The sequence below is a fragment of the uncultured Turicibacter sp. genome, assembly GCF_938044715.1.
Lineage (GTDB): Bacteria > Bacillota_I > Bacilli_A > MOL361 > Turicibacteraceae > Turicibacter > Turicibacter sanguinis.
Window position 1 is genome coordinate 53,551 of record NZ_CALIOS010000014.1, and the last position, 19,165, is coordinate 72,715.

At 34.3% G+C, this 19,165-nt stretch carries 23 protein-coding genes; 11 read left to right on the top strand and 12 right to left on the bottom strand.

All coding sequences use genetic code 11. From position 1 onward, the window contains the following. Positions 1-35 precede the first annotated feature (35 nt). Complete coding sequence (locus QWC74_RS01235; RefSeq protein ID WP_006784756.1) at positions 36-1,310, bottom strand: SLC13 family permease; 1,275 nt, start codon at positions 1,308-1,310, stop codon at positions 36-38. Between the two features lie 345 nt (positions 1,311-1,655). Between QWC74_RS01235 and QWC74_RS01240 the strand changes: the two genes are divergently transcribed. The 4 genes from QWC74_RS01240 (at position 1,656) to QWC74_RS01255 (ending at position 5,065) form a co-directional block, all read left to right on the top strand. Then, the gene (locus tag QWC74_RS01240; RefSeq protein ID WP_006784755.1) at positions 1,656-3,014 is read left to right on the top strand and encodes an MATE family efflux transporter; all 1,359 of its coding nucleotides are present in this window, start codon (positions 1,656-1,658) and stop codon (positions 3,012-3,014) included. A 185-nt stretch (positions 3,015-3,199) separates the two neighbouring features. After that, entirely contained in the window at positions 3,200-4,219 is a 1,020-nt protein-coding gene (locus tag QWC74_RS01245) for a spore coat associated protein CotJA (protein WP_006784754.1), read from the top strand. Next, positions 4,212-4,460: a spore coat protein CotJB gene (locus QWC74_RS01250; protein ID WP_006784753.1), complete on the top strand. Its 249-nt coding sequence runs from the start codon at positions 4,212-4,214 to the stop codon at positions 4,458-4,460. The genes QWC74_RS01245 and QWC74_RS01250 overlap by 8 nt, the downstream gene beginning before the upstream one ends. Before the next feature lie 14 nt (positions 4,461-4,474). Beyond that, positions 4,475-5,065 (top strand): manganese catalase family protein, encoded by a 591-nt coding sequence (locus tag QWC74_RS01255; RefSeq protein WP_006784752.1) that lies wholly within the window; start codon positions 4,475-4,477, stop codon positions 5,063-5,065. A 171-nt stretch (positions 5,066-5,236) separates the two neighbouring features. Here QWC74_RS01255 and QWC74_RS01260 read toward each other — a convergent pair whose 3' ends face one another. Both QWC74_RS01260 and QWC74_RS01265 read right to left on the bottom strand, forming a co-directional pair. Then, positions 5,237-6,892: a SulP family inorganic anion transporter gene (locus QWC74_RS01260; RefSeq protein ID WP_006784751.1), complete on the bottom strand. Its 1,656-nt coding sequence runs from the start codon at positions 6,890-6,892 to the stop codon at positions 5,237-5,239. Between the two features lie 183 nt (positions 6,893-7,075). After that, positions 7,076-8,692: a DEAD/DEAH box helicase gene (locus QWC74_RS01265; protein ID WP_006784750.1), complete on the bottom strand. Its 1,617-nt coding sequence runs from the start codon at positions 8,690-8,692 to the stop codon at positions 7,076-7,078. Between the two features lie 385 nt (positions 8,693-9,077). On the opposite strand from QWC74_RS01265, the gene QWC74_RS01270 reads away from it, so the two are divergent. Beyond that, the gene (locus tag QWC74_RS01270; protein ID WP_006784749.1) at positions 9,078-10,661 is read left to right on the top strand and encodes an ABC-F family ATP-binding cassette domain-containing protein; all 1,584 of its coding nucleotides are present in this window, start codon (positions 9,078-9,080) and stop codon (positions 10,659-10,661) included. Positions 10,662-10,790: 129 nt separating this feature from the next. Here QWC74_RS01270 and QWC74_RS01275 read toward each other — a convergent pair whose 3' ends face one another. Beyond that, a complete protein-coding gene (locus QWC74_RS01275) occupies positions 10,791-11,555 on the bottom strand; it encodes an endonuclease/exonuclease/phosphatase family protein (protein ID WP_006784748.1) in 765 nt (254 codons plus the stop codon). Between the two features lie 218 nt (positions 11,556-11,773). Here QWC74_RS01275 and QWC74_RS01280 point away from each other — a divergent pair, with 218 nt between their 5' ends. The 3 genes from QWC74_RS01280 to QWC74_RS01290 all read left to right on the top strand — a co-directional run bounded on the left by QWC74_RS01280 (position 11,774) and on the right by QWC74_RS01290 (position 14,083). Then, positions 11,774-12,208 carry an N-acetyltransferase gene (locus QWC74_RS01280; RefSeq protein ID WP_006784747.1) on the top strand — a complete coding sequence of 145 codons (435 nt, stop codon included), beginning with the start codon at positions 11,774-11,776 and terminating at the stop codon, positions 12,206-12,208. Between the two features lie 185 nt (positions 12,209-12,393). Beyond that, on the top strand, positions 12,394-13,350 hold the full coding sequence (locus QWC74_RS01285) for an N-acetylglucosamine kinase (protein ID WP_006784746.1): 957 nt from the start codon (positions 12,394-12,396) through the stop codon (positions 13,348-13,350). 358 nt (positions 13,351-13,708) lie between these two features. Next, entirely contained in the window at positions 13,709-14,083 is a 375-nt protein-coding gene (locus tag QWC74_RS01290) for a DUF4825 domain-containing protein (RefSeq protein WP_006784745.1), read from the top strand. A gap of 6 nt (positions 14,084-14,089) precedes the next feature. Here the strand turns inward: QWC74_RS01290 and QWC74_RS01295 are convergent, their stop codons facing one another. The 4 genes from QWC74_RS01295 to QWC74_RS01310 all read right to left on the bottom strand — a co-directional run bounded on the left by QWC74_RS01295 (position 14,090) and on the right by QWC74_RS01310 (position 15,871). Beyond that, positions 14,090-15,016, bottom strand: coding sequence for a CPBP family intramembrane glutamic endopeptidase (locus QWC74_RS01295; protein WP_006784744.1), 927 nt, complete (start codon positions 15,014-15,016; stop codon positions 14,090-14,092). Between the two features lie 16 nt (positions 15,017-15,032). Next, positions 15,033-15,176, bottom strand: coding sequence for a hypothetical protein (locus QWC74_RS01300; RefSeq protein ID WP_009606408.1), 144 nt, complete (start codon positions 15,174-15,176; stop codon positions 15,033-15,035). A gap of 2 nt (positions 15,177-15,178) precedes the next feature. Beyond that, positions 15,179-15,493 carry a YbjQ family protein gene (locus tag QWC74_RS01305; RefSeq protein ID WP_006784743.1) on the bottom strand — a complete coding sequence of 105 codons (315 nt, stop codon included), beginning with the start codon at positions 15,491-15,493 and terminating at the stop codon, positions 15,179-15,181. Positions 15,494-15,607: 114 nt separating this feature from the next. Next, positions 15,608-15,871 carry a hypothetical protein gene (locus tag QWC74_RS01310; RefSeq protein ID WP_006784742.1) on the bottom strand — a complete coding sequence of 88 codons (264 nt, stop codon included), beginning with the start codon at positions 15,869-15,871 and terminating at the stop codon, positions 15,608-15,610. A gap of 115 nt (positions 15,872-15,986) precedes the next feature. Between QWC74_RS01310 and QWC74_RS01315 the strand changes: the two genes are divergently transcribed. From QWC74_RS01315 to QWC74_RS01320, 3 genes are all read left to right on the top strand, one after another. After that, entirely contained in the window at positions 15,987-16,892 is a 906-nt protein-coding gene (locus QWC74_RS01315) for an AraC family transcriptional regulator (RefSeq protein WP_006784741.1), read from the top strand. Positions 16,893-16,941: 49 nt separating this feature from the next. Further along, positions 16,942-17,133, top strand: a complete 192-nt coding sequence (locus QWC74_RS14770; protein WP_353888891.1) for a winged helix-turn-helix transcriptional regulator — start codon at positions 16,942-16,944, stop codon at positions 17,131-17,133. Between the two features lie 85 nt (positions 17,134-17,218). Then, positions 17,219-17,401, top strand: coding sequence for a (2Fe-2S)-binding protein (locus QWC74_RS01320; RefSeq protein ID WP_006784740.1), 183 nt, complete (start codon positions 17,219-17,221; stop codon positions 17,399-17,401). Between the two features lie 33 nt (positions 17,402-17,434). On the opposite strand, the gene QWC74_RS01325 is transcribed toward QWC74_RS01320, so the two are convergent. The 4 genes from QWC74_RS01325 to QWC74_RS01340 are packed head-to-tail and all read right to left on the bottom strand — an operon-like array spanning position 17,435 to position 19,138. Beyond that, on the bottom strand, positions 17,435-17,965 hold the full coding sequence (locus tag QWC74_RS01325) for a hypothetical protein (protein ID WP_006784739.1): 531 nt from the start codon (positions 17,963-17,965) through the stop codon (positions 17,435-17,437). Between the two features lie 13 nt (positions 17,966-17,978). After that, a complete protein-coding gene (locus QWC74_RS01330) occupies positions 17,979-18,341 on the bottom strand; it encodes a zinc ribbon domain-containing protein (RefSeq protein WP_006784738.1) in 363 nt (120 codons plus the stop codon). Then, complete coding sequence (locus QWC74_RS01335; RefSeq protein ID WP_288993834.1) at positions 18,338-18,616, bottom strand: hypothetical protein; 279 nt, start codon at positions 18,614-18,616, stop codon at positions 18,338-18,340. The genes QWC74_RS01330 and QWC74_RS01335 overlap by 4 nt, the downstream gene beginning before the upstream one ends. Before the next feature lie 3 nt (positions 18,617-18,619). Further along, on the bottom strand, positions 18,620-19,138 hold the full coding sequence (locus tag QWC74_RS01340) for a sigma-70 family RNA polymerase sigma factor (protein ID WP_006784736.1): 519 nt from the start codon (positions 19,136-19,138) through the stop codon (positions 18,620-18,622). Positions 19,139-19,165 lie beyond the last annotated feature (27 nt).

Genomic DNA, 19,165 nt, shown 5'->3' on the forward strand with positions numbered 1-19,165 from the left:
ATATATCTCCTTTATCATCAAATTATTTAATCACATTATACATAAAAGATTAGAAGATAAATAGTAGAAATGATAACAGAAATAATCATAATAGGGAATCCAATCTTTAAAAAATCCCCAAACGATAATTTATATCCTTTCTTATGAAGCATTCCACTAACAATAACATTTGATGAAGCTCCAACGATACTACCATTACCACCTAGACAAGCTCCTAAGGCTAACGCCCACCATAACGGTGCAATATTCATTCCAGTCATTGTTCCGATATTAATAATTAAAGGAATCATTGTTGCAACGAATGGAATATTATCTAAGAATGCAGAGGCAATAGCTGCAACCCATAAAATAAGTAATGCAGTAATCATTAGATTTCCACCTGTTAACTCAATCAATCCGCTGGCTAAAACTTCAAGTACCCCTACTTTTTCTAGTGCTCCTACCATGACGAATAATCCCATGAAGAAGAAGATCGTTGGCCATTCAACTTCTAATAAAACTTCTTCAACATCAATTCTACTAATTAATAACAAGACTCCAGCCCCAAACAATGCAATAGTTGCTGACTCAATTCCAAGTGCATGATGAGTTGCAAACCCTGCGATAGTTAGTAGTAAAATAATCCCGCTTTTTTTTAGCAACGTAGGATTTGTAATAGTTTTAGAAACATCGAATTCAGCAATTTTAGCTTTATTCTCATCACTGATAACAAAATGTTTTCTAAATACAAATTTTAAGATGAATAAGACTGTTGCAAAAATTACAAGAACAACTGGTCCTAAATTAAATAAGACATCTGTAAATGATAGCCCTGTCGCTCCACTAATCATAATGATTGTTGGATCTCCAATTGAAGTAGCTAATCCACCGATATTGGCACTAAATACCTCGGTTAATAAAAATGGTATGGCATTAAGTCCAAGCGTTTCTGTAATAACAAACGTAACCGGTGCAATTAATAAAATAGTTGTTACATTATCTAACAAGGCAGAAGAAATAGCTGTAATAACCGCAAAATAAATCATAATTCTCCATGGACTACCTTTAGATAATTGTGCTGTTTTGATTGCAACATATTGGAAAATTCCAGTTCGTTTTAAAATATTAACAATAATCATCATACCGATTAAGAGCCCGACCGTATTGAAATCAATAAAGCCTAATGCTTCTTCCTGTGTTAAGATATGAAAAACTAACATCAGAACTGCTCCTAATAGAGCTATAACTGTTCTATTAAATTTTTCAGAAATAATAAGGCCATATGCAATCAAGAAAATAACGATTGCCGGAAGAAATAATTGACTCGCCATCCCGTACCACTCCTTTATACACAAAATATACATATTTTTTTCTTCAAATGATTATAGGATAAAAAACTACCAATTAATACAAGAAATTATTGTAATATTTAGGAATTAATTAGGTAGATTTAGGTAAACGATGGTTTTAATTAACAAAAAATGTAAAAAAAAATCCGTTTTAAAACGTTTTTTTCTATAAAAAACTATTTTTTAATATATCCAAATAAAAATTTTTTAAACGTTTTTATTTCATTCTCTTCTAACAATCAATAATTAACAATTTATGTAAAGTGATTTTTCTTTAAATTTACATATACTATTTTAAAAAGATTAAATTATAACGTGGTGAAAAGAATGACATCTAGAAGTGATTTTTTAGGAAGTGAGAAAGTTGGAAAGCTTCTTTTTTCTTTTTCACTTCCTGCTTTTTTAGGAATGTTTGCCAGTGGTATCTATAACATTGTTGATACAATATTCATTAGCAAGGGCGTTGGAATTTTGGCTGTCGGTGGGGTTGGAATTGTTTATCCAATTCAAACCCTTTATGTAGCCTTTGCTCAGATGATTTCAATTGGAGCAGCTTCTGCTATTTCGCGAAGTCTCGGTGAAAAAAATGAATCCCGAGCAAATCAAATTACAACAAATTCCTACGTGTTAACCTTAATAATTTCCATTATCTTAATGATTTTAACCTTTCTTTTTACAGATAAAATTTTATATTTTTTCGGCGTCAATCAAGATTTAGCTCCATTTGCTAAAGATTACTTACGCATGTCTATTTGGGCTATTCCATTCAATGCTCTAGCCTTAATTTCAAGCGCCGTTTTCCGTGCAGAAGGAAATATTAAAATATCAATGGTAACAGTCTTAATTGGTGCTCTTGTTAATATTGCACTCGATCCTCTTTTTATTTTTATCTTTAAGCTTGGAATAAAAGGTGCTGCTTTAGCAACGATTATCGCACAGATGCTTGCAACAGCTTTTTCACTATTTTATATTTTGAGTCATCGAAGTATCGTCAAATTTGAAAAGAAATACCTAATTCCCAATTTAGAAATTATCAAGTCCATCATTAGTGTCGGATTTTCAGCTTTCGCAAGAAATGGTGCAAGCTCATTATTTGCGCTCATTACCAATGCAACTCTTAGAACCTATGGTGGCACAGCCTCTTTAACAGCATTCGGTACTGTTAACCGCATTATCTCCTTTTTCTTTCTTCCTATCATGGGAATCAATCAAGGAATGCAACCGATTGCTAGCTATAACTATGGCGCAAAACAACCAGACCGAATTAAACAAGTTGTTAAATTATCCTTAATTTATACAACTGTTATTGGAGTTATAGCCTCTGTCATTGGAATTCTATTTCCTTTTGCAACGATTAGTTTATTCCTAAAAGATACTACAATTATGCAAGAAGCATCATTTGTTTTAAAACTACAATTATTTTTCTTTTGGACCATCGGACTTCAAATGGTCACCTCTACTTTATTTCAATCTCTTGGTCAGGCCATCCCCTCTTTATTCCTATCTATTCTCAGACAATTCATTATTCTGATTCCATTAATTCTTATTCTTCCTAGATTTACACCATTAGGAATTAATGGAGTCTGGTATGCCTTCCCTATCTCCGATTTTATAGCCTTTATAATTATCGCTATTATCTTAAAAATAAAATGGAACAAATTAGATAAAACAGTGCCAAAAACATAAAAACGATTTAGCAATATTATTTAAAATTACAATTTTATTCAAACTCATTCGTCTCTCACTCACCATATTAAACTTTTATCATATGCTAGAATTAGGCAAAGATGTTGCCAATAAGTAATGAATTTCTAATAAATTTGGAGGATTTTATTAGTTTTAATTACTGTTTAATATGGAGGTGCAAACCGTTGATTTATAATTCGAATTCTAATCAGTCACGTGCCTGTGGAGGTTCTAACGTAGCTGCAATGCCATTTTATCAACCTATGATGGCTTCTCAGCCTATGGTACAACCTACTATGGTACAGCCTATGATGGCTTCTCAAGCTATGGCCCAACCTGTTATGATGCAACAACCTATGATGACTTCTCAAGCTATGACCCAACCTGCTATGATGCAACAACCTATGATAGCTTCTCAAGCTATGACTCAACCCGCTATGATGCAACAACCTATGATGACTTCTCAAGTTGTGTCTCAGCCTGCTATGATGCAACAGCCTATGATGACTCCCCAAGCTACGGTTCAACAAGCTGTGACTCAACCAAATATGGTTGATAATACCCTTAGTTACGACCAAAATATGACTCAACCTAACTATCAAAATGCAATGATTTCTACACAATCAATGCCTCTTGCTAGTTATCCAGCATACGGTACTGCTTCTATTTATAGTAGCCAAGTTGGAATGCCAACTAATCAACTTGTAACAACACAAACGACTCAATCAGTTCCAGTTGCACAGAATCAATCTACGACTACCCATCATAAAAAAACAACTTATGTTGAAACTTATGCGCAACCATGTACAAACCAAGAACCTGTAAGTAATCAAATAACAACAACCAAAACGACAACTGAGAAATATCCACTAACCGGTAATATGGTTTATAGCGTTCAACAACAACCAAAAGGTTCAACTATGCAAGACTATAACTTATACTTGCTAGAAAAAGAATACTATGGTGATGATACCGATCAACCTGTGTATACTAAAACACAATCTTATCGAGATGGTCGTGCTGATGGATCACCACTCATCTCTTGCGATAATATTCCACTCGCAACTAGTTGTGTTAAAATGCAATCTTATCAAAATTTAAATGATTCTACTAATACACTTCAACAAGGAACTGCCTTTGCAGATTTATACATGCCTTACACTCCTAGAAAAGTTCCTGTAAGAGGAGGTAACCGCTATGAATAAAAACGAACTACTACGTAACATCCAAGCAATCAGTTTAGTTGCAGTAGATTTAAGACTTTTTCTCGATACACATCCAGGCAATCAAAAAGCACTAGCTGATTACAAAAATGCTACTGCTCAATATCAATCATTAAAAGATCAATACGAAAAAGAATATGGTCCACTCCTTAATTTCGGTCACAGTGATTTAACAGGAAAGTATAATTGGATAGATGAACCATGGCCATGGAAAAATAAATAAGGGGGACATATTAAATGTGGGTATATGAAAAAAGATTACAAATTCCAGTGGATATAAAAAAACGTGATTTAAAAATGGCTAAAGATATTTATGATGCCCTAGGAGGTGCTGATGGAGAATTAACTGCTTCAATGGAATATCTTCATCAACGTTATACAATGCCAACAGGACAATCAATTGCAACTTTAACCGATATTGGTACCGAAGAATTAGCTCATCTTGAAATTGTGGCCTCTTTAATTTATCAGTTAACAGATGGTGCAAGTATTGAGGAAATTAAAGCTGCTGGTCTTGATACTAGCTATGCAGGACGAGGAACAGGGATTTTCCTAGCTGATCCAAATGGCGTTCCATGGAATGCAGGTTATGTCGCACTTAAAGCTGATCCAGTAGCAGATTTAACAGCTGATATGGCGGCTGAACAAAAAGCAAGAGCAAGTTATGAACATTTACTTGATTTAGCTACAGACGAAGATGTTCGTCAGGTACTAAGTTATTTAAGAGAACGAGAAGTTGTTCATTTCCAACGTTTTGGAGAAACATTAATGAATGTTCAAAATCATTTTGAACATGACCGTTATTTCTTTATGAATGATCAAGATTAACCTTTTCCTAGGTAATAAAAAAAAGCTTCCATCTAGGAAGCTTTTTTATTTTGTGATGAACTGAGACATATTTCTTTTATAAAATACCATTAAAAACTTAAGAAATTACGACAATATTCCTTAAGTTTTTCTTAACATAAAAAGGCCCCCAAAGAGAGGGACCTTTTTTTACTAAGCAATCAGTTGTTTTGCTCTTGTAATCGCATCTTCAAATCCGCGGCAAACATTTGCGCGACCGATGTGTTTGACTAAACCAACACGTTTGATAACTTGATATGGTCGATCTGCGACTTCAGACAAGACTAAAACCGTATTTGAACGTTCACAATTATCATATAATAAATCTAATGCATGAACAGCTGTAGCATCAATAACAGGTACATTTCGCAATCTTATAATTAATACTTTAGATGGCCCCTGTAACGACTGAATTGAATCTAAAAATTTATCAGCAGCTCCAAAGAAAAATGGGCCATTAATTTCATAAACTAAAATTTCATCTGATAATACCTCTTTTAATTCATCATCTAACAATTCACTGTCTTCATGATCATCCATTAAATCTAATCCATAAACATCCGTTACATCTGTCATACGTTTTAAGAATAAGAATGATGATAAAACCATCCCAACACTAATAGCAAGTGTTAAATCAAATAATACTGTTAAAAAGAAGGTCGTTAATAAAACTGCGACATCACTTTTTGGTGCATGCAATAATTTTTTAAACATACGCCACTCACTCATATTATAAGAAACCATAATTAAAATTGCAGCTAACGTAGCTAATGGAATTAACTTTACTAACGGCATTAACACTAATAAAATAAATAATAATGTTAACGCATGAATAATTCCAGCAATTGGAGTACGTCCTCCATTTTTAATGTTTGCAACTGTTCGTGCGATTGCCCCCGTTGCAGGCATTCCACCAAATAATCCTGATGCAATATTAGCAATCCCTTCTGCTACTAATTCCATATTTGATCGATGTTTACTCCCAATCATACCATCCGATACAACAGCTGATAATAATGATTCCATCGAACATAAAAATGCAATCGTAAATGCCGGTGCTAATAAAACTTGAATCTTAGCCCATGTAAAGTGAGGAATTGATGGCATTGGAAATGAAGAAGATAAATTTGCATACTGACTTCCGATAGTTTGCACATCTAACTTTAAGACAGATACCAGAAATGTTGTTACAACGATCGCAATTAAAGACCCTGGAATCTTTTTATTAATTTTAGGCCAAATAATTAAAATAGCTAAAGCTAACGAACCTATAATAAATGGTAACAACCTTGCTTTATCAAATGACTCAAAATAATAAATCCATTTCTCAATAAATTCTGTTGGCACAGTCCCGATATTCATTCCAAAGAAATCTTTAATCTGTGAACTAAAAATGGTAACTGCAATTCCACTTGTAAATCCTACCGTAATTGGATACGGGATATACTTAATCATACTACCTAATTTACAGAGTCCAAATAAAATCAATATAATTCCAGCTAAAATCGTAGTAATCAATAACCCCTCAGTTCCATGAGTAGCTACGACTCCATAAACCACCACCATGAACGTAGCACTCGGTCCCCCGATTTGGACACGACTACCTCCAAGTAAAGAAATAAAAAAACCAGCAATAATAGCAGTATATAACCCTTGTTCAGGTGAAACCCCCGAAGAAATTGCTAATGCAATTGAGAGTGGTAAAGCAATAATAGCAACAATTAATCCAGCTATTACGTCTTTAATAAACTGCTCCTTATTATAAGTTTTCATAACAGATAATAATTTAGGTTTTAGTCTTGTTGACACGGTAAAAATATCTCCCTTCCAATTCTCACATCTGGCACAATATATTTATTTTAACACCACAGCTCTTGTAGCGATAGGAAAAAATTAGTTATTTTGTTAATACTATTTCATAGAATTTAAAAACAGGAAAAAGCCTCCATAAAGATTATGAAGGCTTTTTTTATATAACATCAACGCTACTAATTAGCGATCTTTAGGCATTGCCGCACCAGGAGCTGTTTTTTCAGCACGAATTGGTTTACCATTAATTAATTTTGAGTTTAATTTACGGATAATGTTATTAGCGTGTGCTTTATCAACATTAATGAATGTGAATTTTTTATAAACGTCGATATCTCCGATTGCACGTGCAGGAATATCAGACTTTTTAGTTAACATTCCAACGAAGTCTTTAGCCTTAACTTTTTGCTTAGAACCAACGTTTACGAATAAACGAACTTCGTTTTTACGCATTCCTTTAGCTTTTGGATTACCTGCTGTAACTTCTTCGATATGAGCATATTTCTTAGTGCTTTGACCAATTTTCATTTGTAATAAACCAGCCGCAACTTGTTCAATTGTGAATCCTTTTTCTAAGATTGCAGCGATTAATTCGTTTTCTTTAGAGAAATCTTTTCCTTCTAAATTAGCAACGATTTCGTCAATAACATTAGTAGATTTTTTCGCTTGAATTTCTTCTACTGATGGAATTGGCATTTTAGACATTTTTGTTTTTGTGTAATCTTCAATACGACGGATACGGAACATATCTTTTCCGAATACAAACGTAATTGATAATCCAGTCATCCCCGCACGACCAGTACGTCCGATACGGTGAACATAGTTTTCTTCATTTAATGGGATATCGTAGTTGAATACTGCTTCAACGTTACTTACGTCGATACCACGAGCAGCGATATCAGTTGCAACTAAGATATTAACATTTTTACGACGGAAGCTGTTCATAACGCGGTCACGTTGAGCTTGTTTTAAGTCTCCGTGTAACCCTTCAGTTACGTAACCTTCTTCTTGTAATTTAGAAACTAATTCATCAACTTCACGTTTAGTATTAGTGAAGACGATAGAAGAAGTTAATCCCATCATATCGATACAACGAATCATCGCTTGAACACGGTCTTGGCGTTTAACTTCAACGTAGTATTGATCGATTTTTTTGTTTGATAATTCTTCTGAAACGACTTTAACCACTTCAGGATTTTTTTGATAAGTTTTAGCAATGTTCATGATTTCACGAGCCATTGTCGCTGAGAACATAACTGTTTGACGAGATTCAGGTGTTTTTTCTAAGATTTCTTCGATATCATCTTTGAATCCCATGTTTAACATTTCATCAGCTTCATCTAAAACTAACATTTTTAAGTTTTCTAGTTTTAAAGTGCCGCGGCGCATGTGGTCCATAACTCGTCCTGGAGTTCCGACAACGATTTGAACACCTTTTTTAAGTGCGCGGATTTGAGGATCATATGATTGTCCTCCATAAATTGATAAAATGTGAACATCACGGTTGTTACGTGAGAATTTTTTAGATTCTTCATGAACCTGTACCGCTAACTCACGAGTTGGACATAATACTAATGCCTGAACATTTTTATTTTTAGGATCAATTTTTTCAAGGATTGGTAACATAAATGCTGCCGTTTTCCCTGTTCCTGTTTGTGCTTGTCCGATAATATCTTTTCCAGCTAATACTACTGGGATTGCTTCTGCTTGGATTGGTGATGGTTTAACGTACCCGATCTCCTCAATTGCTTTTAATGTTGATGGTGATAAAGCAAGATCTTTAAATGTAATTTCTGTCATTCTTTGCTTCCTTTCTATTTAAACACAAAAAAAACGTAAATGAGCAGACGAACATCACTTACGATAGTGTCATGTTTACGAAGTGTCAATAAATTATACACTATTTTAAACCCCTTTGCAACCTAACACGTCGAATGATATCGTTTCCTAGCTAATATTCTGTGCTTATTCTCTCTTTATTTTTTTAACGTAACTACAATCTTATTTAGTATGGACCAATTACCTGATTTATTTTCATCAGAACATAAATAAAAACAAAAATCTTAACCATTTAATAATTCCAAAACAATGCTCCTATCAAGGATTGTATCTTATTAATCACATGTGACATCTATCAAAAATGTGATATAATGTTTCAAGATAAATTACACGGAGGTGTTTTAGCATGCTTACAGTATCAAACGTTGGTTTACGATATGGTGATAAAAAATTATTTGAAGAAGTTAACTTAAAATTCACTCCAGGAAATTGCTACGGAGTAATCGGTGCAAACGGAGCTGGAAAATCTACGTTTTTAAAAATTTTAGCGGGTGAAATCGAACCTAATACAGGTCATGTAAGTTACCCAAAAGATATTCGTATGTCAGTTTTAAAACAGGATCATTATCAATACGATGAATTACCAGTTTTAGAAACAGTAATTCGTGGTAATGAACGCCTATTTGAAATTACTCAACAAAAAAATGCGTTATATATGAAAGAAGATTTCTCTGAAGAAGATGGAATTTTAGCAGCTGAACTTGAAGGTGAATTTGCTGACTTAAACGGGTGGGAAGCAGAATCAGATGCTGCCTCTTTATTACAAGGTTTAGGTGTTCCAACAGAATTACATGATAAATTAATGAAAGAATTAACAGGGGCTGAAAAAGTCAAAGTATTATTAGCTCAAGCATTATTCGGAAACCCTGGAATCTTAGTACTCGATGAGCCTACCAACCACTTAGATATTCAATCAATTAACTGGTTAGAAGAATTCTTAATCAACTTCGAGGGAACAGTTATCGTTGTATCCCATGACCGTCACTTCTTAAATAAAGTGTGTACTCATATTTGTGACGTTGACTTTGGGAAAATCAAATTATTCGTTGGTAACTATGATTTCTGGTATGAATCAAGCCAATTATTAAATCGTATGGCTAAAGAACAAAATAAGAAAAAAGAAGAACAAATCAAAGAATTACAAGAATTCATTGCACGTTTCTCTGCTAATGCTTCTAAATCTAAACAAGCGACATCTCGTAAAAAATTATTAGATAAGATTACATTAGATGACCTTGAACCATCAAGTCGTCGTTATCCATACGTTGGATTCAAACCAGAACGTGAAGTTGGGAATGACATTTTATTCGTTGAAGGATTAACAAAAACAATCGATGGAGTTAAAGTTTTAGATAACGTAAGCTTCATGGTTAATAAAGATGACAAAATTGCATTTATCGGTGATGAAATTGCCGTTACAACATTATTCAAAATCTTAAACGGTGAAATGGAACCAGACAGTGGAAAATTCAAATTTGGTGTGACAATCAAAACAGCTTATTTCCCTAAAGACAACTCAGAATTCTTTAATGGATCTGACTTATCATTAGTTGACTGGCTACGTCAATATTCTGATGACCAAACAGAAAGCTATGTTCGCGGATTCTTAGGACGTATGTTATTCTCTGGTGAAGAAGCCCTTAAAAAAGCTTCAGTATTATCAGGGGGAGAAAAAGTACGCTGTATGTTATCACGCATGATGTTAACAAATGCTAACTTATTAATGCTTGATCAACCTACAAACCACTTAGACCTTGAATCAATCACAGCGGTTAATAATGGATTAAAAGACTTCTCAAGCAACGTCTTATTCGCATCACATGACCACCAATTTATTCAAACAATCGCTAACCGCATCATCGACATCAAAGAAGACGGAACAATCGTTGACAAACAAACAACATACGATGAATATTTAGCATTAGCATAAAAAACTAAGTGTTACACTTAATCTTCCAAATCCCATGTACAAAATGTACATGGGATTTTTTTCTTCTCAACATTAATTTCTAGACGTTAAAAGGGGCTATTTCATTATAGCCCCCCCTTAAAATTATCTTTATTTAAATGTTACCCTCACCATCACTGGATAATGGTCTGACAAATAAACACCATCAAAACAGTCTGCCCAAGCAACAGCTTTAGAGGCATTTACACTTTTAGTCGCAAAGATATAGTCAATTTTAATCTTTATTTTTCCATAGTCATGGAAGGTATAATCTAATTTATCAGTCAAATCATTCAATTCGATTATCTCATTATTGACGATAGCTTTAATTTCTTCATCTTGTGGTTCAGAGTTCATATCTCCCATGATTAGGGTTGGCAGCGAGATATTTTGTTCACGTAAGTGTAAATCATTTAATAGTTGCTCACTACTTTGTACTCTTATGCTTGATTGCATGTGATCATAATGCGTGTTATATACACGGAAAATCTGATTTGTGAGTTGATTTTTAAACACGGCTACATTGCAAGGTCTTGCCAATATCATCATCTCTTTTTTACTCCCTGGCTTATAGGGAGTATCAGAAAACCAAAAAATATCTAAACTCATTAAATCAAGTTTATTTTTATTGTAAGCAATCATCACCATTTCCCCACTCATCTGCTCATCTCGACCGCATCCAACAAAAACATAATCCGTTAACTGTCGTTTTAAATCCCTCAAACTAATTTCAGTTAACTCTTGAAATCCAATCAGATCCGGAGCTTCACTTTTAATTTTATGGACCACATGAGAAACACGATTTTCCCATACATTAAGTCCATCATCTACTGTAATTCTTAAATTAAATGTTACAATTTTCAATTCATTATCCATGATTATCCCCCACATTTTTATAAGTTCAAGTTTCCCCCTTATCATACTCTCCTCCCCTGTTTCTATCAATGAACTATTTATAGGATTTTATTGATTTTTATAGTTCATTTAACCATCATATTTTTAGAGATTTTGCCTTAATTCGCTTCACTGTATAAAATTTTTAATACTGCCATATAATGAATTAACAACTGATTACGTTTTATGGGGGAATATTTATGATTACATTGAAGGAGATAACAAAAGATAATTTTTGGGATTGCATTGAATTAACAGTTTCTAAAGATCAAGAAGATTTCGTTACTTCAAATGCGATTTCCATCGCTCAGTCTAAAGTGCAACCAGAATGCATCCCACTTGCCATTTATCATCATGATATCATGGTCGGATTTGTGATGTATTGTCTTGATGTGGATGATAATGAGTATTGGATTTACCGTTTCATGATTGATGAAAAATATCAAAATATGGGATATGGAACACAAGCATTAGAGCAGGTCATAGAACGAATTAAAGAAGATAAGACTCATCATAATATTTTCGTTGGAGCTCACCGTGACGGTGAAGTTGCAATTAACCTTTATAAAAATTTTGGTTTTGAATTTAATGGCCAAATCTTTGGTCATGAGCATGTGATGGTTTTAACTTACTAATGACGATTGCCTCCATAAATCCTTACCACTATCCAAAGAGAGGAGATAAATGATCTTCTATCTTTGGATTTTTTTAATTGTGGATAATCACAAAATATCCTATATTCATCAAAAGAAAAACTATATAGTAAAAATTCATTCTCTCTTATACTAGTTCTGTAAACGATTTATAGGAGGGGTAACTGATGTATTACATGGGGATTGATGGTGGTGGAACAAAAACAAGATATGTGATTGCCAATCAAGAGATGGATGTCTTAGTGGATTTTGAAAGTGAGACGATACATATTCATCAAATTGGGGCGGATGAACTAAGAAATCGTCTTGAATCTCATATTAAACTAGCTTGTAGCAAAATTGATATCCAACCAACAGATTTAAACTTTGTCTTTATTGGGGTTCCAGGTTATGGAGAAAGTCAAGCAGATAAAGAAGTCATTGATGATATCTTAGCAGAAGTAATGCAAGAGATTCCCTATCAAGTGGATAATGATGGCGTTGTGGGATGGGCAGCAGGATGCGGGTGTCAGCCTGGAATCAACATTGTAGCGGGAACCGGTAGTATCGCAAATGGTCGAAATAAGGAAGGCCTCTCTCTTCGGTGTGGAGGTTTTGGTCCAAATATCGGAGATGATGGAAGTGCACACTGGATTGGACTTCGTGTCATTAATGAGTATACGAAACAAAAAGACGGGCGCCATGAAAAGACATGTTTAGTCGATATCATTGAAGAAGCTTATGACATTACCTATTTATACGAAATTGTGGATATCGTCTTTAATCGACTTAAACTTTCAAGGCCTGACATTGCAAAATTCTCAGCAATTGGGGCAAAAGCCGCCCAAAGCGGATGCATCGCCTGTCAAAATCTATTCCACCAAGCGGCACATGAACTTGCCTTACACATCAAAACATTAGCTAAACAATTGAATTTAACGGATTCATTTGCCGTCTCATATTCAGGTGGAGTTTTCAAATCAGGCGATACTATCTTAGTACCACTCGCTAACGAATTACAAAACTTAGATTGCAAGATTCAAGCACCGCTTCTAGAACCTTGTCTTGGGGCTGTCTTACTTGCTTATCAACTTGAAGGTAATAATGTGACAGATGAATTAATTCAAAAACTACAAGCACACTAAAAGAGGTGGAGAAATCTCCATCCCTTTTAACGTTTAAAGAAATATTCTTCCTGCTCCTCAAGCTCTTTATCCGAATTTTGACGCCATTTTCCTCTTTAACCCCACGTATTAATCCTTACGAAAGAGTTTCACCTACTTTGAAAATTCCATCCTTTCATTTAATGCAGGTCTCCTACGGCAACATTTATGATACTCGTCCACTAGAAGAGAGCTCTCTTAAAAAGTAAGATCATCCCTCAACTACTAGGAAATTCGATAAAAGTTTTCAAATAAGGACCTTATGCATGTTATCATAATGATATGAGGGATTAATGCTGTTTTTTTGCGCAGTAATCACTAAGAAAGGAAAGTGATCAATATGAAACGAATGATTTTATTCATTTGTTTATTAACTCTAGTGGGGTGTGGAAAGTCTGATAGCTTATTAAATTATAAAAATTCTTATATTGGGGATAACTCAGCGGTTGGAAATATTCTAAGTTTATTACCTGTAAATCTTCAAGATTATACATTTAGTCTGCAAACCGCATCAGAGCCTTATGAATTAACAGTCAATTATTCTAATACTAAACTTACAAACGATGATTTAAATTATAGTGCTGATATATTATTTACACTGATTCAAAATGTTGAAATCATTCATTTTGAATCAGAAAATTCATCATCAACTTTCTTACGCCCATCTGATGAATTCTTACAAAAAATAGAAAAAGAACTAACTCAAGCGAGTTAGTTCTTTTTAAGTTACAACAGTAACCATAATAATCAATGCGATACTAAATAGTAGGTAAGCGAAAACTCCATGATTAAGCCATACAAGTTGCATTAACTTACTTTCTGGAATCGTTAAATCTCCTTGCACAAGCTCAACTTTTTTACGATTTTTGATGATTAATATCGTTCCAAACGTAATCAAAATAACAACAATAACGCTAGCTATCTGAGCCCTTAACAAGTCGCTTCCATCTCCGATTAACATGGGTAAGATGAGTGAACCCATGGCGTTGACAAACATATGAATTCCTATTGAATATTTAAGTTGATTTGTTTTTAAAACGATGTAGGCCAAAATGATACCGAGTCCAACGGCATAAAATAGTTGTGATAAATTTCCATGGTAAAAACCGAATGCAATCGCAGTAAAGATAATAGCCACTTTATCTCCATAAATACGTACCCGATCAAGTAGTATTTTCCGAAATAAAAGTTCTTCAATAATTGGCGATAAAACGACAATACATAACAAGCTAAGCCACGGACTTCCAGTTAAAATCACCTGTTGAACGGGATTTACAATGGATTCTGTCTTAAACAATTCTATAAAGCTCAGCAAGAAGGTCGTTAAAAAATTCAAAAGAATCATCACAGCATAAGAAATTAATCCATATTCAACGAGTTGCCGTAGTGTTAATCGTTTCTTTTCTTGCGAAACAGCTGTCGGTATTTTTTTCATCATACAATAAGCTAATGGAAATCCAATTAAGTAAAAACTGACTGCGATTAAGAAAAAATTAGCCCAATCTGTCATTAATAAGTTTGGATCAACAGCTGACATAAATCCCGCTACAATGAGTTGAACAACATTCACAGATAAAATACTAAAAGTTAGGGCAAATCCAAGACGACTAAAAACTTTTCTAGTCTCAATATAAGAGTAATTCTCCACTACTCCCTCCCCCCTTCTAATAATCCTTATAATTTTTAAATTCTTCTTTCTCTTTTTTTATTTCTCGTCGACGCTCCACTATTTTATAAGCTAGTAATCCTACCACCCCAATGATACAAACTAAGTAAAATCCAAGCACCACACATACGAGAATTTCCATTTTTATTTCACCACCACTGCTGTTCCATAAGCCACCATTTCTGCAGCCCCTGCCATCACAGCTGATGACATTAAACGGACACCAACAATTGCATTAGCGCCTAGACTTTCAGCTTCATCAGCCATGCGACCGAATGCAATTTGACGCGCTTCAATTAACATCTCGTTGTACCCTTTTAATTCTCCTCCAACAATAGTTTTTAATCCCGCTCCAATATCTTTTCCAATATGTTTAGAACGGACAGTGCTCCCCTTTACTAATCCCTTTACTTCAATAATCTCTTTTCCGACAATCGTATCTGTTGTGACAATTAACATACAAATCCCCTCCTATCTACTAAATTATATGGTGAAAATCACTGCCTTATGTCACATCCTAAATGAAAAAAGAGAAATTCCCTTTATTCAGGAAACGTCTCTTCAGATTATCATTTAAAATAATTGATATTCTTCGATAAACTCCAAAATAGAAGCAAGATCTGCTTCAGTATGACAAAACACCTCCACACATTCAATAGCGCTGATTGGTGATTCCCATGTTAAATAATTTTGGAGTAAGACATTGCCACGCAAATCATGCAAATCTCCACCAGGAACCTGAATTTTAACTGGTGCCTGGCAACGGTCAACGAGTTCAAAGAAAGCCTCACTGTCTTTAATTCCCTTTAGCATTAAAGCTATATTTACATTATCCATAAAATCCCCTCACTTTTTAATTCACGTTATACTATAATGATAGCGACACTGTGATTTCCAAACAATAACAGTAAAGACCAATCCTATAACAAAAGCGACAAAGGGGAATTATTCCATGCCTATTCAAATATACGACCTAAATCTTGATAAAAAAAATCGCGAACTCGAAGTTCGCGGGACACCGTTATTTCCTTGCGGGGCCTATTTTTCAGATATCATAAGTAATGTAACAGGTGATATTCCCTGGCACTGGCACGATGAATTCGAAGTCATTGTCATTAAGAAAGGTCCAATTAAAATTAGCGTCAGCGGAACTGATTACTTACTTCAAACAGGTGAAGGACTATTTATTAACTCCAATGTTTTACACTCAGTCTATGTCTTTAATGATCAACCTTGTTTATTGAATTCACTCGTATTCCACAAAGAATTAATCTGTGACACAAATGAAAACATCTTTAAACAAAGATATATTCAACCTTTAGCAAATTGCAACGCTCTACCAAGTATCCCACTTTATCCTCATATCAAGTGGCAACGAATTGCAATCGATTGTATTCTTACCGCTTATGAAGCCTACGAATCGGAGAAGTTTGGTTACGAGCTATTTATAAGAAATCAACTCTCACACCTTTTTTATCTTCTTGTCAAACACCATCAAGAAGCACTCCAACAACCTCAAATCGAAAACCAAGAAATGAAGCGTCTGAAAAAAATGCTAAACTTTATTCACGAAAACTACTCCAAAGGAGTCGAAGTAGGACAAATTGCTGCTAGCGCCAACATCAGTATAAGAGAGTGTCAACGATGTTTTCAAAAACACGTCCAAATGTCCCCAATGCAATATCTTTTAAAATACCGTATTTCAGTTTCAGCAGGCCTATTGCTTCAAACGGATGCAACCATTACCGAAATCTGTAACAAAGTCGGATTCGATAGTCCAAGTTACTATACAAAAATCTTTAAACGCTTCATGAATACTTCACCAACTGCTTACCGTAAAAAAACTATAGTAAGATAACTCTTCTAGCTTTTACACATCTCATTCTCCCATCAACCTCAAACCCAACATCACCCATAGTTACCTATCTTCACAACTTAAAGAACTTGAAGCCGACCTAATTATTAAACGAACAGTATACAACGAAACTCCACTAAGAGTTGAATACTCCCTCACCGATATCGGACGACAATTCCTTGACGTTATGGAAAATCTGTGTGATTGGGGATTTGATTACATTAACTACACAACTAATCTTTAAAAGTAAATTCGTTGGTTAATCCTCTTTCATCTATTAAAATAAAGTTATACACAGTTTGATTTTTAATAATAAGGAGAGTCTAATCATGGATTTAAATAAAAAATTATGTTATTGCTTCAATATTACAGTTGGAGATATTAAAGAAGAGATTGAAACAGGATCAACAACATTACAAGAAATTCAAACCGAAACAAAAGCAGGTTTAGCTTGTAAAGGATGTGTTAAACGCGTTCAAGAAACAATTAACTTATTATTAGAAGAAAAATAAAAATGAGGGAGCCACAGCACGGCTTCCTCATTTTTATTTCACGTCTTGTACTCTAATCTCTATATCAAAAGAACCTAATACTTCATTTGCGTTATAGGCAATCACGTAATTTCCTGAATGATCAATAAGGAAACTTGGACTATCTTTTGTTCCAGAAAAACTTGCCTTCATTCCAGCTTCATCAAACATCCCAAAATCTAAAATTCCTTGTTTAATATTGGTACGATAATCAATCGTTACGGTCATGCCTTCTTCTAAATAAGCCTGATACAGAAAGACTTGTTCAGTCGTTGACTCTGAAAATGAATGATGAAGTAATGTTTTTTCAAACCTATTACTATTAAAAACAGGTGATGGGAGTTGCTCAGACGGTACAACGATATCAAAAGGTTGATAATCTATCGGATTTACATTTTCTACAACTGGACTTTCATATGCAATATTGACATTTGAGCTTCGCACTCCCATAAATGTAGCCATTCCAATTAGCGGTAAAATACTAATCAGTAATGAAATAATGACAATCACAATAAAAGTTTTCTTATGCTTTAAAATAATCTTCATCCTAAACTCCCCCTTATTTAATATGTGCCGAACAACTCGGACAATAGTGCCACTCTGACTCGACTGTTCTTCCACAATTTGGACATTTTTCTTTCAACGCTTGACCACAATGAGGACATGTACTAAAATCCTTATTCACCTTCTCATTACAAGTCGGACAAAGATATGAGAAACTACGACTAATCAACAAATAAATAATTAATGGCAACGGAAGTAATATCGGATATACAATCGGAAAAATTGCAAAAATTGCCCAAACAATTGCCAAACGATCACCTCGATCCTTTGCATCTAAATAAATCCACGCGACCTGACCAATTCCAAAACAAACGACTACAAATAAAACAACTGACATTAAAATACTCATCACAATCATATATTTCCACCCTCTCTATACCGAACAATTAACAAAATCAACGAGGCAAACAACACATAAATGCCACCAAGCATTATAAACTCTCGATTAAATCCTATAAATTTAAAAATCAACATTTGTGCAAGCACACAGAAAACTCCCGCTATCATCAGGATCTTAAGACGTTTTCTTTGCCTTTGAAGCTTCAACTCATTAGCAACTCGAATAATCTTTAATGTATCAATCTCAGTTATCAAACCTTGAGCCTCTAATTGCTCATCCTTTAAAACATCCATCATCTACCCTCCTAACTTCTTTCTTATCTTTTGAATCGCATTAAAAATTCGCGACTTTGTCGTTCCTGTTGCAACTCCAAATAAATTAGAAATCTCTTCAATACTATAGCCATAATAATGTCTTAAAATAAAACTCATCCGCTGTTCTTCACTCATGTCCTGTAAGGCATTCATCGCTTCCTTAAACTGAACCTGTATTAACGCGTCACACTCACCTTCACTAAACACCGATTGAATAATTTCGTCATCGTAAACAATGCGACTTTGCTTTCTTACCTCGTTTCGATATAAGTTAGTCGCAATTTGAATTAAGTAAGTCAAAAATTTACTTTCTCCACGAAACTTTTCAATATTTAGTGTCGCTTTAAGTAATGTTTCCTGAACTAAATCCTCCGACATTTGAATATCCCCAGTTAATTTAATGAGATAACCATAAACCGTCTTATAATGCATCCCAAACAATATATTTAAGCAGTGCCGATCACCTGAAATCGCCTGTTTCACAAGCTGTTCCTCATCCAACCCTCTCACCTTCTTTCACTAATAAGA

Excerpts from the sequence above, each read along its gene's own strand:
- QWC74_RS01235 (WP_006784756.1), bottom strand. The coding sequence starts at position 1,310 with ATGGCGAGTCAATTATTTCTTCCGGCAATCGTTATTTTCTTGATTGCA.
- QWC74_RS01240 (WP_006784755.1), top strand. The coding sequence starts at position 1,656 with ATGACATCTAGAAGTGATTTTTTAGGAAGTGAGAAAGTTGGAAAGCTT.
- QWC74_RS01250 (WP_006784753.1), top strand. The coding sequence starts at position 4,212 with ATGAATAAAAACGAACTACTACGTAACATCCAAGCAATCAGTTTAGTT.
- QWC74_RS01255 (WP_006784752.1), top strand. The coding sequence starts at position 4,475 with ATGTGGGTATATGAAAAAAGATTACAAATTCCAGTGGATATAAAAAAA.
- QWC74_RS01265 (WP_006784750.1), bottom strand. The coding sequence starts at position 8,692 with ATGACAGAAATTACATTTAAAGATCTTGCTTTATCACCATCAACATTA.
- QWC74_RS01270 (WP_006784749.1), top strand. The coding sequence starts at position 9,078 with ATGCTTACAGTATCAAACGTTGGTTTACGATATGGTGATAAAAAATTA.
- QWC74_RS01275 (WP_006784748.1), bottom strand. The coding sequence starts at position 11,555 with ATGGATAATGAATTGAAAATTGTAACATTTAATTTAAGAATTACAGTA.
- QWC74_RS01280 (WP_006784747.1), top strand. The coding sequence starts at position 11,774 with ATGATTACATTGAAGGAGATAACAAAAGATAATTTTTGGGATTGCATT.
- QWC74_RS01285 (WP_006784746.1), top strand. The coding sequence starts at position 12,394 with ATGTATTACATGGGGATTGATGGTGGTGGAACAAAAACAAGATATGTG.
- QWC74_RS01290 (WP_006784745.1), top strand. The coding sequence starts at position 13,709 with ATGAAACGAATGATTTTATTCATTTGTTTATTAACTCTAGTGGGGTGT.
- QWC74_RS01300 (WP_009606408.1), bottom strand. The coding sequence starts at position 15,176 with ATGGAAATTCTCGTATGTGTGGTGCTTGGATTTTACTTAGTTTGTATC.
- QWC74_RS01305 (WP_006784743.1), bottom strand. The coding sequence starts at position 15,493 with ATGTTAATTGTCACAACAGATACGATTGTCGGAAAAGAGATTATTGAA.
- QWC74_RS01310 (WP_006784742.1), bottom strand. The coding sequence starts at position 15,871 with ATGGATAATGTAAATATAGCTTTAATGCTAAAGGGAATTAAAGACAGT.
- QWC74_RS01315 (WP_006784741.1), top strand. The coding sequence starts at position 15,987 with ATGCCTATTCAAATATACGACCTAAATCTTGATAAAAAAAATCGCGAA.
- QWC74_RS01320 (WP_006784740.1), top strand. The coding sequence starts at position 17,219 with ATGGATTTAAATAAAAAATTATGTTATTGCTTCAATATTACAGTTGGA.
- QWC74_RS01325 (WP_006784739.1), bottom strand. The coding sequence starts at position 17,965 with ATGAAGATTATTTTAAAGCATAAGAAAACTTTTATTGTGATTGTCATT.
- QWC74_RS01330 (WP_006784738.1), bottom strand. The coding sequence starts at position 18,341 with ATGATTGTGATGAGTATTTTAATGTCAGTTGTTTTATTTGTAGTCGTT.
- QWC74_RS01335 (WP_288993834.1), bottom strand. The coding sequence starts at position 18,616 with ATGGATGTTTTAAAGGATGAGCAATTAGAGGCTCAAGGTTTGATAACT.